Origin of the sequence: Membranihabitans maritimus (assembly GCF_021729145.1) — a bacterium.
GTDB classification, from domain to species: domain Bacteria; phylum Bacteroidota; class Bacteroidia; order Chitinophagales; family Saprospiraceae; genus Membranihabitans; species Membranihabitans maritimus.
Genome location: NZ_JAJSLW010000022.1, coordinates 19,819 through 35,116, shown reverse-complemented (window position 1 = coordinate 35,116; position 15,298 = coordinate 19,819). Strand labels below are relative to the sequence as shown.

The 15,298-nt window shown below is 38.8% G+C and carries 12 protein-coding genes and 2 pseudogenes; 7 read left to right on the top strand and 7 right to left on the bottom strand.

The genetic code is table 11. The features are described from left to right. The first annotated feature begins 4 nt into the window (after positions 1-4). The 5 genes and pseudogenes from LVD47_RS20055 to LVD47_RS20035 all read left to right on the top strand — a co-directional run. Positions 5-796 (top strand): cation efflux transmembrane domain-containing protein, encoded by a 792-nt coding sequence (locus LVD47_RS20055; RefSeq protein ID WP_369427829.1) that lies wholly within the window; start codon positions 5-7, stop codon positions 794-796. A 211-nt stretch (positions 797-1,007) separates the two neighbouring features. Beyond that, positions 1,008-2,207, top strand: a complete 1,200-nt coding sequence (locus LVD47_RS20050) for a di-heme oxidoredictase family protein (protein WP_236980037.1) — start codon at positions 1,008-1,010, stop codon at positions 2,205-2,207. 9 nt (positions 2,208-2,216) lie between these two features. Continuing rightward, the gene (locus LVD47_RS20045) at positions 2,217-2,657 is read left to right on the top strand and encodes a QcrA and Rieske domain-containing protein (RefSeq protein WP_236980035.1); all 441 of its coding nucleotides are present in this window, start codon (positions 2,217-2,219) and stop codon (positions 2,655-2,657) included. After that, entirely contained in the window at positions 2,654-3,886 is a 1,233-nt protein-coding gene (locus LVD47_RS20040; RefSeq protein ID WP_236980033.1) for a hypothetical protein, read from the top strand. The genes LVD47_RS20045 and LVD47_RS20040 overlap by 4 nt, the downstream gene beginning before the upstream one ends. Positions 3,887-4,335: 449 nt before the next feature. Further along, positions 4,336-4,482: pseudogene (locus LVD47_RS20035) on the top strand (efflux RND transporter periplasmic adaptor subunit); the annotation flags it as partial. A gap of 173 nt (positions 4,483-4,655) precedes the next feature. Here the strand turns inward: LVD47_RS20035 and pgl are convergent. Genes pgl through tkt form a run of 4 tightly spaced genes read right to left on the bottom strand, consistent with a single transcriptional unit; the run spans position 4,656 to position 10,366 of the window. Further along, positions 4,656-5,381, bottom strand: coding sequence for a 6-phosphogluconolactonase (pgl, locus tag LVD47_RS20030; RefSeq protein WP_236980029.1), 726 nt, complete (start codon positions 5,379-5,381; stop codon positions 4,656-4,658). Positions 5,382-5,387: 6 nt separating this feature from the next. Further along, positions 5,388-6,893 (bottom strand): glucose-6-phosphate dehydrogenase, encoded by a 1,506-nt coding sequence (zwf, locus tag LVD47_RS20025; protein WP_236980027.1) that lies wholly within the window; start codon positions 6,891-6,893, stop codon positions 5,388-5,390. Between the two features lie 45 nt (positions 6,894-6,938). After that, complete coding sequence (gene gnd, locus LVD47_RS20020; RefSeq protein ID WP_236980025.1) at positions 6,939-8,354, bottom strand: NADP-dependent phosphogluconate dehydrogenase; 1,416 nt, start codon at positions 8,352-8,354, stop codon at positions 6,939-6,941. Positions 8,355-8,368: 14 nt separating this feature from the next. Then, positions 8,369-10,366, bottom strand: coding sequence for a transketolase (gene tkt, locus LVD47_RS20015; RefSeq protein ID WP_236980023.1), 1,998 nt, complete (start codon positions 10,364-10,366; stop codon positions 8,369-8,371). Between the two features lie 429 nt (positions 10,367-10,795). On the opposite strand from tkt, the gene LVD47_RS20010 reads away from it, so the two are divergent. Beyond that, the gene (locus LVD47_RS20010; RefSeq protein ID WP_236980021.1) at positions 10,796-12,955 is read left to right on the top strand and encodes a helix-turn-helix domain-containing protein; all 2,160 of its coding nucleotides are present in this window, start codon (positions 10,796-10,798) and stop codon (positions 12,953-12,955) included. Here LVD47_RS20010 and LVD47_RS20005 read toward each other — a convergent pair. From LVD47_RS20005 to LVD47_RS20000, 3 genes and pseudogenes are all read right to left on the bottom strand, one after another. Further along, positions 12,946-13,614: a hypothetical protein gene (locus tag LVD47_RS20005; RefSeq protein ID WP_236980019.1), complete on the bottom strand. Its 669-nt coding sequence runs from the start codon at positions 13,612-13,614 to the stop codon at positions 12,946-12,948. The genes LVD47_RS20010 and LVD47_RS20005 overlap by 10 nt on opposite strands. A gap of 84 nt (positions 13,615-13,698) precedes the next feature. After that, positions 13,699-13,866 (bottom strand): annotated as a pseudogene (locus LVD47_RS24165) (6-bladed beta-propeller); the annotation flags it as partial. Between the two features lie 276 nt (positions 13,867-14,142). Beyond that, complete coding sequence (locus LVD47_RS20000) at positions 14,143-14,451, bottom strand: hypothetical protein (protein ID WP_236980016.1); 309 nt, start codon at positions 14,449-14,451, stop codon at positions 14,143-14,145. A 274-nt stretch (positions 14,452-14,725) separates the two neighbouring features. On the opposite strand from LVD47_RS20000, the gene LVD47_RS19995 reads away from it, so the two are divergent. Further along, positions 14,726-15,154, top strand: coding sequence for an FKBP-type peptidyl-prolyl cis-trans isomerase (locus tag LVD47_RS19995; RefSeq protein ID WP_236980014.1), 429 nt, complete (start codon positions 14,726-14,728; stop codon positions 15,152-15,154). Positions 15,155-15,298: the final 144 nt, after the last annotated feature.

The window sequence follows — 15,298 nt, the reverse complement described above, 5'->3', positions numbered from 1 at the left end:
AAATTTGAAAAAAAGTACATTCATAATAAAAAAAATGGATTGCCCCTCAGAGGTTCATTTAATACGAATGAAGTTGGAACCTTTTAGTGAGATAAAGAAGCTTTCCTTTGATACCTCCAACCGCAAATTAGAAGTTTATCACACAGAAGAAGTGGGAAAGATTCATCAGGCTATCAGTGAACTAAAACTCAATGAAAGACTGGAAAACATCCAGGAAACGGAGATGCCCGTACCTGGTGATGATTCTCAACAACGAAAAATTCTTTGGTGGGTGCTGGGTATCAATTTTGGCTTCTTTGTAGTAGAGATGACGACGGGGTGGATATCCCGATCTATGGGCTTAGTGGCAGACTCACTGGATATGTTGGCGGATTCCATCGTCTACGGCTTGAGCCTATTTGCTGTAGGTTCCGCTATGTCTCGCAAGAGGAAAGTGGCCAAAATCAGTGGGTATTTTCAAATGGGATTGGCTTTACTGGGGTTTTCAGAGGTGTTGCGAAGGTTTTTTATTGCAAGCAAAACGCCCCTTTTTCAATGGATGATAGTTATATCTGTACTGGCCCTTATGGGCAACCTTGTTTCACTCTGGCTGATCAATGAAGCGAAAAGCGATGAAGCTCATATGCAGGCCAGTGCCATATTCACTTCAAATGACATTATCGTGAATGGCGGAGTGATCCTGGCCGGGGTATTGGTCTACCTGATTGAAAGTAAATGGCCTGATTTGATAGTAGGTGGGATTGTATTTGCATTTGTGATGCGGGGAGCAATCAGGATATTGAAATTGGCAATATAATGAACTAAAGTAGAATATGATGCCAATCTTAAATTAATTGTCGTTTTATATTCCGATTAGATTTCGCTTAATATTCTGTAAGGTGGTCATTCCTGAATCGTAATACGAAGTGCTATCGTTTCCTTTTCGTGGGACAAAATTGATTTTAATTATTAATTTGTTAGATCGATCTAGTTTATAGATTTTATAGATCTAAACAATTATTTTAAATATGAAAATCAATCCAATAATCAGTCTTGCTATTGTATTCATTTTAGGTGTCAACACAATATCTTGTGAAAATATTATTCCCGAAGCTCCTGCGGATGAAGATGTGCTTGACGGTGCTATAGAAGGCCTTTCTACTGCCGGACAAGCCAGGTTCCTTTCCGGAGATGAAGCATTTGGAGAAATATTTTTTTCAGGTAATGGGTTGGGGCCCTTATTTGTGGCTAATTCCTGTGGCAGCTGCCATGTAGGAGATGGGAAAGGACATCCCTTTACTACTTTAACAAGATTCGGCCAGACACGGGCTAATGTATCCCCAAATCTTGAAATAGGAGGACCTCAATTGCAAAACAGGGCTATTCCAGGGTATACTCCGGAGACTATACCGAAAGGAGTTCCTTTCATGAAGTTTACCCCGCCGGCAGTTACGGGTTTAGGACTTTTAGCCGCTTTAACGGATCGACAAATTTTAGATAATGCGGATCCGAATGATATAAATGATGATGGTATATCCGGGGTCGCGAATTACATTACCCCGCCAGACTATTTTATTCCCCGATGGTATCATCAGTGTGTCAATGGAAAATATATAGGTCGTTTTGGCAAAAAAGCTGCCACTATTGATCTGCTCCAACAAACTGTTGGTGCCTACAATCAGGATATGGGAATTACCACAACATTTGAACCCGTAGATCAGGCTTCCAGACTAACTATTGACCCAGAGGTGACCGACCAAACTGTAAGAGATGTTATTTTTTACCTTAGAACATTAAAAGCTCGAATACAACGATCAACTGATAATGCCCGGGTATTGACCGGAAAGCAAATATTTTCTGATATCAATTGTTCGTCGTGTCATAGACCCGAATGGACGACGCCACTTTCTGATATTCCCGCACTGTCTAATAAAACGTTTTATCCTTACACTGATTTGCTGTTGCATGACATGGGCTCCGGATTAGATGATGGGGCAACAGAAGGTTCTGCAGAAACCTATGAATGGAAAACACCGGCTCTTTGGGGCCTGGGATTATCACCTGATGCACAAGGTGGAGAATTTTACCTGATGCATGATGGAAGGGCCAGAAGTATAGAAGAAGCAATATTGATACATGGTGGGGAAGCACAGGACAGCAGAGAAGCATTTCAAAACCTGGATGTATATGAAAAGGAAGCAATTTTAAAATTTTTAGAGTCATTGTGATTCTACGGTATGAATAGAAAAAAGTTTATAAAGATTTGCGGACTCAACTGTTTGGGACTGACGTGTGGGACTTTGGTACTGGAAAGCTGTGTAGGAGTAAAATTTATAGAAGGAACACTGAATAATGAATTTTTGGAAATTCCTTTAAGTGCTTTTGAAATGATCGAAAATGAGGAAATACGGTTTCGGAAATACATTATAGTACAGCACAACAACTTAAAGTACCCTATATGTGTGTATAGGAATTCAAGTACTGACTATGTAGCCCTGTTAATGCAGTGCACACACCAGGGTACGGAATTGCAAGTGTTTGGTGAACGCTTACAATGCCCTGCCCACGGCAGTGAGTTTACCAAAACGGGTGAAGTTCAAAACGGCCCTGCCGATAATAATTTAAGGACATTCCCGGTAGAAATTAATGGGGACATTTTAAAACTGAATTTATCATGACGAAGTACATACTTTTTGCATTAATAGTGGTATCATCCAATTATTCCTTTGCCCAGCAGGTTGACAGTACACTATTAAAACAAACACCGGTTGATTCTGTCAAAGAGAGAGCAATGAACATGGATGCCGTGTATAATCGTCCATTTCTTCAACTTGGCAAATCACCTGTCTCCCTTGGCGGTTATATAGAAGCCAATTATGAATATATAGGCGAAGATGGGATCACTGAGGGGCATAGCTTTCGCATACCCCGGATGACCCTGTTTGTGGCTTCATCCATACATCGCAAGATTAAATTCCTTTCTGAAATTGAACTGGAAGAAGGAGGTAAGGAAATTGCCATTGAATTTGCAGCCCTGGACATAAACATTCATCCGTTATTGAATTTAAGGGGGGGAGTGGTAATGAATACGAGTGGGGCGTTTAACCAAAACCATGACGGACCAAAATGGGAGTTTGTCGATCGCCCGGTGGCTATGACCGAAATGCTACCTGCCACCTGGAGCAATGTCGGTTTTGGGCTTTATGGAAAACAATTTAAAAATGAATGGGCATTTGGCTACGAGGTATATCTGACCAACGGCTTTGATAATTCTATTATTAACAATGATGAAAATAAAACCTTCTTGCCCGCTTCCAAAACCAATGCCGAAAGGTTTGAAGAGAGTAGCAATGGAGAGCCGCTATTGACAGGAAAAATTGCCATTAAAAACGATAAAATAGGTGAAATAGGTTTGTCCTATATGGGGGGTATCTACAACACTCATCAGGAAGACGGATTGATGTTGGATACGAAAAGAAGGCTGGATGTTTTTACCATCGATTTTAATACGACCCTTCCAAAGCTCAATACTTATATCGTTGGTGAATGGGCCTGGATCAGCCTTGATATTCCTTTCACATTTACCCAACAATATGGAGATAGGCAGCGAGGTGGTTTTATGGATATTGTCCAACCCGTTTTAAAAAGAGAGATTTTGGGGTTTGAAAATGTCACAGTCAATATCGCGTGCAGGTTAGAGTATGTTGATTGGAATGTGGGAAGGTTTCGGGAAACGGATGATAACATGGGAGAGCACCTTTGGGCAATCGTACCCGCGGTAAGTTTGAGGCCATCGCCCCAAACCGTTCTGCGATTGAACTATAGATTTATGCAACAAACCGATATTTTGGGTAATCCCCCTGTCACTACCGCAGGGATTCAATTAGCACTTTCTTCTTATTTTTAAACGTGTTGCCAATGACAAAATACCTGCTGGGATTAGAATTTAGTTTTTTAGGAATTTTCTAATTTGTAAAATACCGACAATTTCCAATTTCTATTATTAAGTTCGTCTTTGTTTCCATTGCATGCATAGTTTTTGGTTAATTTTTTGTCTCCAAACCGGAGAAATCGATTCGTTTCTTTGTCCATTGGCGAATTGATTTTCCAGTACAGCAAGGCTATAGCTCTCCGGTAGCTCCTTTATCCAGAAAGAAGAAAACATTCGGACCTTTCCAAATCAATTGGGAAGGATAGGTATTTGGATTCAACTCACCCGTATGTACCTACAAGGTGGGTGCCTTATTCCTTCCTTTTATCAGGAATATATTATTTATTCTCCGGTTGATAAAAGGAGCAGTCATAGAAATACGATAAACATCCTTTTCTTAGATGTATACTTCACTTACCCGCTTCGTGGAAATTCGAACGGGAAAAACAATTGATGGCTGGATTGAAATAAAATTTTTAAACCCCATGCAAAAAGGAACTTCGGTAGCCTGGAACAATGCCTATTACCTGATTTCAGAAATGAAGAAGAGTCAGACATCACATAGTCATTAGTGGACTACTGTAATTCTTCAATGATTAATCTACAATGTTGAGGAGAAGGAGGATTCAACAAAGCTTGAACGATAGTGATCCGCCTTACCTCTTAATTCTTTGTACCCTATTCGTTTAATCGGTTCAAAAGGAAGACGACAAAAGCAATAAAAGGTAGAAATTTAGGTAAAAACTTATACTCCTGAAGCGGCTTCTTCATCCAATAGATAATAGACATTGGGACTCCTACGGATCAATTGAGAGGGATAGGTGTCTGTATCCTGTTGCCCATTGAGAACCTGATTCAAAGCGGGTGTTTTGTTTTCACCTTTTATTAAGAAAACAATATTTTTTGCCCGATTGATGAATGGTGCCGTCATAGAAATGCGAAATACATTTTTGTCTTTTATGAAAACCTCACTTACCCATTTTTCATTTTCAGAAAGGACATTGGTGCCCGGAAATAATGAGGCAGTATGACCGTCATCACCCATACCCAATAACATTATATCTATTGAAGGTTCTTTACCGTCAAAGTATTTTTCAATTTTTTGCTGATAATCTTCAGCCGCAGCCGCAGGGTCAAATTGGTCGGAAACAGGAAAAATGTTCTCCTTGGGTATTTCCACATGATCTAGAAATGCTTCTTTTACCATTTTGTAATTGCTATCGTCGTGTGAATGTGGTACACAACGTTCATCTCCCCAGAAAAAATATATATTGTCCCATTCCATTTGCCCGGAATATTCAGAGCTTGCCAGTAGTTCATAAACGGCTTTGGGTGTGCTTCCTCCCGCCAAACTGATACTACATTTTCCCTGTATCTGTAAGATAGAATCTATTTTTGAACTGATAAATGAAGCAACATCGTGTTTCCACTGGTCTTGGTTACTGATTTCTATGGTCGGTAGTTTATTCATTTTTTTCTATTCTGGTGTAAGGGTAATCCAATGGAATCCGTCTTCTGCTATCAAGGCCTCAGCCTCTTCTGGCCCCCAGCTTCCCGCTGCATAGTTTGGGAAACTACTGGTTTGATGTTTTTCCCATGCGGATACAAAGGGCATGACAACCCTCCAGGCTTCTTCCACCTCGTCAGATCGCATAAACAAGGTAGCGTCCCCGGTCATCACATCGTGAAGTAGGTTTTCATACGCTTCGGGTTGTTCATTGTCGTATAATCCGGAATAATCAAAGGTGAATTCCGCGGGCTTTAAGTTCATATCAAGTCCCATTTTCTTTGCCTGGAACCTGATCTTGATTCCCGTAGAAGGGGAAATACTGATCACAATCCGGTTGGGAACCATATGCTCCGAAGTCTCACTAGGGAACATCTGGTGGGGTACCGACCGGAATTGGATCGTGATCACAGACATCTTTTCAGGCATACGCTTACCGGTACGTACGTAAAAAGGTACATTCTGCCATCGCCAATTGTCGATAAAGAAGCGAATAGCTGCAAAGGTTTCGGTATTCGATTTTGGATCCACCTTGGTTTCGGAGCGGTAACTTATGGCTTTTTCTCCTTTAATCCATCCCTTGCCGTATTGTCCGCGAACGGAATTTTCAAATACTTCTTTCCCGGAATACGTGCGTATAGCCCTGAGAACATCAACTTTCCGGTTTCTGATTTCATCGGCGTTAAAATGTACAGGAGCTTCCATTGCGGTAAAACAAAGAAGTTGCAGTACGTGATTTTGAATCATATCTTTTAAGGCCCCGGATTTGTCGTAATATCCGCCGCGATCTTCGACTCCCACGGTTTCGGAACCTGTAATTTGTACATGTTCTATAAAATTGCGATTCCATACCGGTTCAAAAAGGATATTGGCAAACCGGAAGACCAACATATTCTGGACTGCTTCTTTACCCAGATAATGATCGATACGGTATATTTGTTCCTCTTCGAATATATTGGTTAATAGTTTATTGAGCTCTTTAGCACTTTCCAGGTTGTTCCCAAAAGGTTTTTCTACTACAATCCGCATTCGGTCTTTTTCACTGCAAAGCTTATGGCTGCCGAGTTTGGTAGCGACTGTTTCCACGAAATGAGGTGCAATTGCAAAATAAAAAACATGGTTGGCTTCCACTCCCCAATCCTTCTCTATGGCTTGAATTTTTCCGGATAAATCCTCGTATGATTTATCGTCGTATATATCGGAAACCAGATAGTGGATTTTGTCTTGAAAGGATTTCCAATCTTCTTCTTTGGTCTTACCATTCCGGGAAAACTCATCCAGTCCTTTCCGTAGGTAGTCCTGAAATTCTTCATCTGAATATTCGGTCCTCCCCAGTCCTAAAATGGCAAAATGCTCGGGTAATTGGTCGCCGAGATACAAATTGTACAGGGCGGGAACCAACTTCCGTATGGTAAGGTCTCCACTCCCTCCAAATATAGAAATGATGGTAGGAGTCATATTGTCGCTGTTTCTCATATTTTTTGTGTATTAAAGCTACCTTTTTCCAGGGCTATTCCAGTATTAGTTATTCCATTCAGTATGAAACTTGCCTTCTTTATCCATTCTTTCATAGGTATGCGAACCAAAATAATCCCTTTGTGCCTGGATTAGGTTGGCAGGAAGCCTTTTCGAACGATAACCGTCAAAATAAGTGATGGCATTAGCAAATGCCATAAATGGCAGGCCTGCTGTTATTGCCGTGGAGACAATCTTGCGCATGTTCCCTTCTTCTGATTTAAGTATATTAGATATTGATCCATCCAGTAGTAGGTTTTCAAGATCGTTATTTTCCTGATAAGCCTTTCTAATATCTTCCAGAAAATCAGCTCTTATAATACAGCCTGCCCGCCAGATTGCAGCGATAGACTCCATATTTAGGTTGAATTTATATTCTGAAGAGGCTGTTTTCAATTGAGCCATACCTTGTGCATATGTTACCGCAAAAGAAAAGTATAAAGCGCTTTCTAATTGATCCAAAAGAGTACTTACTTGGTCTTTTGCCGCCAATTGAACTTCATTATTATAGATACTACTTGCTTTTCCCCGTTCGGGTTTAAGAGCAGATAAGTATCTCATCACCACAGCCACATCAATTACAGGAACGGTTGCACCAATATCCATTGCATCTTGTGACGTCCACTTGCCGGTTCCTTTGGACTTGGATTCATCTCTTATTACATCTATCAGGTATTGGTCAGATTCGGTATCCATTTGGGTAAATATCTTTCCCGTTATCTCTACTAAAAACGACTGTAACCTGCCGCTGTCCCATTTTTTAAATGTTTGCGAAATTGTATCATTGTCAAGTCCCAGGATATTTTTCATGAAATCATAGGCCTCTGCCAATAATTCCATTAGTCCGTATTCAATCCCGTTGTGGACCATTTTGACATAATGTCCAGCTGAACCGTTGCCCATGTGAGCTACACAGGGTTCTCCATTCGCCTTCGCCGCGGTGGCTTCAAAAATATTTTTCACCCTGTTCCAGGTGTCCGGATGCCCTCCCGGCATCATACTGGGCCCTTTTCGCGCACCTTTTGCACCTCCGGAAATACCCATTCCCACAAAATGAATTCCCGTGTCTTTTAATTCTTCAATTCTCCGGTCTGTATCTACAAAATACGAATTGCCCCCATCAATAATTATATCTCCATTTTCTAATTGTGGAATCAGGTCGGCGATTACGTAGTCTACTATTTTCCCTGCCGGTACGAGAAGAACTATAATACGTGGTTTCTTAAGGACTGTTATAAATGATTTTAAACCATAGGCCCCAAAAATATCGTATTTTTTTGTTGCTTCTTTTAACTTATCAACCTGTTCGGGGTTTTTATCATAACCCGCTACAGCGTAATTACTATCGGCCATATTCATCAGAAGGTTCTGCCCCATGGTGCCAAGCCCAATAAGTCCCAATTCACATTTTTGACCAGTCATTTCTATTTCAATTTTTAACGGATTGCCTGAAATTGGTTGACGATATTTTCAGTAGTAAATCCAAATTCCTCAAATATAGTCTTGTAGGGCGCACTGGCTCCGAAATGGTCTATTGTTATTGTGCTGCCTTTGTCTCCCACCCATTTATTCCATCCGAGAGGAGATCCGGTTTCTACAGCCAGTCGTGCTTTTACTTCCGCTGGTAAAACTTTGTCCTTATAATCGTCGGACTGATCCTCAAATAATTCCCAACTTGGCATGCTTACAACTCTTACATTGGTTCCTTTTTCGCTAAGTTGCTTTTGAGCTTCAATCAGTAAATGAACTTCAGATCCGGTGCCGATGAGTATACCATCCAGTTTGCCCTCCGCTTCGGGAGAAACAATATAAGCCCCCTTACGAACTCCATCTTCTGCCGTCTCCATACTATCGAGAATGGGCAAACCTTGCCGGGTCAGTACCAACATCGTAGGTCCGTCTTTCCGCTCAAGTGCCACTTTCCATCCTGCAACTGCTTCATTTCCATCTGCTGGCCTGATAACTGTGAGTCCTGGCATGGCTCTAAGTGAAGCCAGATGTTCGATGGGTTGGTGTGTAGGCCCGTCTTCCCCCAATCCAATACTATCGTGGGTCATGGTATATATTACCGGTTGTTTCATAAGCGCAGCCAATCGGATGGCGGGTCTAGCATAATCGGTAAATACAAAAAATGTCGAGGCATAAGTCCTTAAGCCACCGTGCAATTGCATTCCGGAAGTAGCTGCCGTCATCCCCAATTCTCGAATTCCCCACGCTAAATTACGGCCTTCAGGTGAATTTTTTTGAAAATACGGAGACGACTTAATCTTTGTTTTGGTGGACGGTTCCAAATCCGCACTTCCTCCAATCAACCAGGGTAGCTTGTCCGCTACTGCATTGAGAAAGGAGCTATTGATGGCACGGGTGGCCGGACCGGAATCTTCGGTAGTGAAAGAAGGTAATTCACTATCCCAACCTTCCGGCAATTCCTGATTAATGTATGATTCGAATAATTTTCCTTTTTCGGGATTACTGGATTTATATTCTTCTAAAAGTTGATTCCAATTGTTCTCTGCTTTTTTACCATTTTCTTTGATAGCGCCCATGTGTTCCATCACACCTTCTGGTATGAAAAAAGGTTCTTCAGAAGGCCAATCATAAAACTTTTTAGTCGCTTTGATCTCTTCATCACCCAATGGTGAACCATGGGCTGCTGACGTGTCCTGAAGTTCGGGAGCTCCATATCCTATATGGGTCCTAAGCAAAATAAGTGTGGGTTTTTCGGTATTTTTCTTAGCGGCCTTCAAAGCTTCTCCAATCGCTTCAATGTCGTTTCCTTTATCACCCAAATCAATGGTTTCCCATCCATAACTTTCAAATCGCATTGCTATATCATCGGTGCAGCTCAATTCGGCCTCACCCTCAATGGTAATATGGTTATCATCAAAAAGGCAAATCAATTTACCAAGTCCCAGGTGGCCTGCAATCGAAGCCGCTTCATGTGATATCCCTTCCATCAGGTCACCGTCACCGCAGAATGTATAGGTATAATGATTTACAATTTCATGTTTTTCAGTATTAAAAACACCAGCGAGGTGTTTTTCGGCAATCGCCATTCCTACAGCATTTCCAATGCCTTGACCCAATGGGCCCGTAGTGGTCTCTACACCCGGGGTATGTCCGTACTCAGGGTGCCCTGGGGTTTTACTTCCCCATTGTCTGAAATTTTTTAACTCCTCCAATGATAGATCATAACCACTCAAATGGAGCATACTGTATATGAGCATAGAGGCATGTCCGTTTGATAAAATAAAACGATCCCGGTCAAACCAGTTGGGATTCTCAGGGTTGTGCTTCATAATTTCCTTCCAAAGTATATATGCAGAAGGAGCTAACGCCATGGGGGTGCCGGGATGCCCGGAATTGGCTTTTTGCACTCCGTCCATGGAAAGTGTTCGAATGGTGTCAATTGCAAGGTTAGTGATCTTATCCATATTATTTGTATTGCTAGATTAATTATTTCGATTCTCTAAATAAAATTGTATATCGTATTTTCAAGCAAATTCATAGAGTTGGCATCAAAGTACAAATAATAAAATTTCGATTCATTGATCCCAATATTGTATTTGCCAAAATACGGCTAATTTAGGCTTTCTTTTTTAATTTAAAAGGAGGGGCGGTGTAAAGTTTTAATGAACTCTTACAGTCGATCATATGGTAAATATATATTTTTCGAGCTTTTAGATTTGGATTTAAGGTAAAAAAATGCATTTTATAATTGTTATTCGAAAAGATGATAATAATTGATGTTGTGAAAAAATTAATTTTTAAGTCTTCTGATACACATAACGATTTTCGATAGTTCATTAGAAAACTTCACAAATTGGAAATTGTTTGAATCAGGATTTAATAACTTTGTTGTAATGGTAAATAGGGAATTTGATCTGGCACGGGAATTTGTACTTAAAACGAATCAATCGTTATTTTTAACGGGAAAGGCAGGTACAGGGAAAACTACATTTCTCAAACAAATTATTAAGGAATCATCTAAGAATACCATCGTTGTAGCTCCTACAGGAGTAGCAGCCATCAATGCGGGTGGTAGCACTATTCATTCTATGTTTGGTTTGCCTTTGAAAGCTTTTATTCCGGCAGATGACCCCGTTGATCATAATATTGCCAACAACTATTTTTCGCTGAGGAAACATTTTAAATTCCGTAAGGAGAAACAAAAAGTACTCAGAGAATTAGAATTATTGATTATTGATGAAATATCAATGGTCCGGGCAGATATTTTAGATGCAATAGATTATGCTCTTAAGTTCGTACGAAGGTCTTCCGAACCATTTGGAGGCGTTCAACTATTGGCAATTGGAGATTTGTTTCAATTGTCACCCGTTATAAAATCTCATGTCTGGTATCATTTAGAACCTTATTATAAAAATGGATATTTTTTTTCATCGAATGCATGGAATCAATCAAATGCGATAATAATTGAATTGAAGAAAATCTACAGACAAAAAAACGAATCATTTATTGCAATTTTAAATAATATCAGGAATGGGAATGTTCAGTTTGAGGATATAGAGAGACTCAATAAACAATTAGCTCACTCATCGGATAATGGGGACCAAACTGTAATTCTCACAACGCACAATTCAAAAGCAGATACCATAAATCAAAGACGTATTGAGGCTTTGCCCGGGAAGTACAAAATATATTCAGCTAAAGTAAAAGGAAGTTTTAATGAAAGTGCCTTCCCAGTGGATCAGGACCTGCAATTAAAAATTGGAGCCCAGGTAATGTTTACGAGAAATGATGCAGAAGGAGGACGTTTTTTTAATGGAAAGCTGGGAACTATTAAAAAGCTTGAAAAAGATAAAATCAAAGTTGATATAGTTGATGGACATATAATTGATTTAGAAAGGTCTGAATGGCTTAATTATAAGTATTCATTAAATGATAAGACTCGTGAAGTAGAACAAGAAAAACTAGGAAGTTTTTCCCAATTTCCATTGAGACTGGCCTGGGCTATTACGGTACACAAGAGTCAGGGGTTGACATTTGATAAAGCTATTTTGGATCTTGGAAAATCTTTTGCTCCGGGTCAGGTTTATGTGGCATTGAGCCGGTGCAGGGAATTGGATGGTATTCAGTTATTGAGTAAAATCACTCCTGAAAATATAAAGACAGATCGAAATATTTCTGACTTTTATAAAAGCGGTAATTCTGTAGAAGAGTTATCAATACGGTTGGATCAATCAAAGAGAAAATATTCTTACATTTTGCTTCAAAAAAAATTCGATTTTATCAAACTTAAAGCGGAATTTGAAAATTGGCAAAAGGAATTTGATAAAGATAAAGTGCAGTCCGCCAAAGATATTCCTATCCAACAAATGTCTTATACATTACAAGATATTATATCAATAAGTCATAAATTCTATCCTCAATTAAAGTATTATCTCAAATTGTATTACAGATCAGGTGATATTGAGCCCCTTACAGAAAGACTTGATAAAGCCATTCATTACTTTGGCAGTACTATACACAAATCTTTAGTTAAACCATTGGAAGATCACCTTGCTGAAATAGAATTCATTTCAGGCATTAAGATGCATCAAAGAAATACGGCAGAATTTGTTGATGAATTGTGGAGTGTGGTAGATCGTTTGATGGATGCAAAATTCGAAGGAATAGATCTATATAAAGGCGAAAGAATCATTCGTTCGCAAAAATTAGATGAAATAGTTATAAAATCCAAAGGTAAGAAAAAGGGAAGTACTGTGGATACTACCCTAAAACTTCATGAAAGGGGGATGTCTGTCGAGGAAATTGCAGCGTTGAGAAATTTGAAGCCCGCTACTATTCAATCTCATTATTTAAAACTCTACCAAGCGGATAAATTAACTATAAAAGACCTAATAGATTCGGACAGACTTGAAATTTTAAAGCCCTATTTTATAAATTCCAGAAATGAATCCTTGTCACATATAAAAGGAAATATTCCATTGGATACCACTTATCATGAATTAAGGGTAGTGCAAAATTATCTACAAAAGGAGGATGAAAATTTCTATTCTTGAATACTTGACTTTAATTTTACGATCTGGATAATTGGATTACCCATTTTAGATGCCTTTTCCATCAATGCCAAAGTTGCTGAATTTACCTTAGGGGGATCGTCAATTATTGCAGTAGACTCTTTGTACTCTTTAATTATTTTATCCGCGGAATAAGAGTACGCTAATAACTCGTGTTGTTGGGACAAATATTTTTCCGGCCAAAATGAGAAAAATCCGTTAATATCATCTATAATTCTTTTGTAACCAGCAGTATCTTCTACAACATAGAATTTTTTATTCTTCAGACCGTAAATTACCGATCTGAAACCAGCCGGGATATCATCACGTATGGAGCAAAATAAATAGTCTGGTGTTCCCAGTATAGATGCTAAAAAATGGTTCCATGTACCCCAATTTAGTATGGGTCCGATATCAAATTTAGATTGTACTACTTCATTTGATAATGCTGCATTTTGTATAGTTAATTGACCATATTCCTGTATTCTAAAGTCATTTTTTACATCATTTGAATGGAGATACCCGGTGAGGTAAAGTTCAAAAATTACAACTTTACTATTTTCTTTCCATGAATTAGTTCCTAATATACTGTTCGCATCGTAATCTAGATTCGAACCCTTTAATATCGGGTGTTCAATTTCCCTGATCAAATTTAATTTCATGTCAAATATAAATAAGAAAGGATTTTTTTCTGACTGGGTAAGAAATTCGGGAAATGCTGAAATGGCCAGTATTGTTTGCGATGATTAGACCAATTCGTTAATCAACGGAGCCTTAAAATGAACTTCATTGATAAATTGTCCATTCCAATCATACTTAATTAATTTTCTTAGTATTTTATCATAAACTATAATATTTCTGGAATGAGGGTCAATACATAGGGTCTGAATGTTCACAAATTCCCCCGGGCCTTTGCCATTGTGATCATATGAAGATTTAACTTACCCACTACGGTGTATTCCGTAGAGGATATTTTTATTAACCTGAACTTGATGAATTTTTAGGGTTCGGAGCACTTGAGAATAGTGAGGTTCGACTAAAGGGGGCAAATACATAGTGGTCTATTTAGAGCTCCTTTTAGGAGGAAAGTCGCTGTTCTCAAGTGTTAACACTATGATTCTAATTCTCAAGTTTGGATCGAGAAGGAGAATCTACCGCGTTCCCATCCTTTGCTTTATCCCGATAAAGCTTTAGGAGGCTGCCTTGTTTATTCTCCTTCCGTTCCCTCTGAACCTATAACTATTCGTCGAGCTCAGGTTATTATCAACAATTAGTAAATCTTTGTCAAGACTATATATTTTCCGAATTGAATTGATGTAATTCCCGCCTACTGTGTCAATTGTAATATAGTAACTGGTGTCCGCAATATTTGACAAATAAAATGGCTCGGGATTGTCCAGTTTACTCTCAGATAAAACTGGGTTTTCTTTTGATTTTTGCTTGCAGGATGTAAATGATAAAAAAATAAGGATGATAATTTCAAGTATTAATGCTTTCATTTTGAATCTGTTTTCTTTTCAAAACAGATGTTTTAATAATGGAGTTTTGTTGAATGTCCTTTATAATTTTTATAGCCAATATTGTACGTAGGGTAATATAGACGCGTACATTTAAGTGATTAATTAGATGTGGGAATCTATCTGTTTCTTTTTCTATTTTGAACTGTATTGATAAGTGCATTAAATCTTTCGATCGTTTAATTGGGCTTTCCCGATGGAAATGCCTACATTTGCACTCATTTGAAAATCAATCATTTAAAAAATTAAGTTATTTATGAGTAATGCTAAAAGCGGAGATACGGTAAAAGTGCACTATACAGGGAAACTTAAGGATGGTTCTATATTTGATTCTTCAAGAGATCGAGAACCTTTGGAATTTAAATTAGGTGCTGGAATGATGATACCGGGTTTTGACAAAGCAGTTGACGGGATGAAAATTGGCGATTCAATTACAACCGAAATTTCTGCCAATGATGCCTACGGAGAAAAAAGTGATGAAATGGTAATAGATATTCCTAAAGACCAATTACCAGAAGGTATTAATCCGGAAATAGGTCAACAACTTACTATGCAACATCCCAGTGGACAATCTATACCGGTAGTAGTTACCAAAGTAGAAGAAGCCAGTATTGAAATTGATGCCAATCATCCATTAGCTGGAAAAGATCTGATATTTGATATTGAATTAGTCAGTATCAATTAATTCTAAGATATCCCATAATATTTAGTTAGAGATTGCTCATTCCCTGGGCAATCTTTTTTATTTTCTACCTTCCTTTTTTGTCTTTACGTAAAATTTTCATTCCTTAAGTAAAGGTTTATTTTTAATTAGAACCGATTAATCATA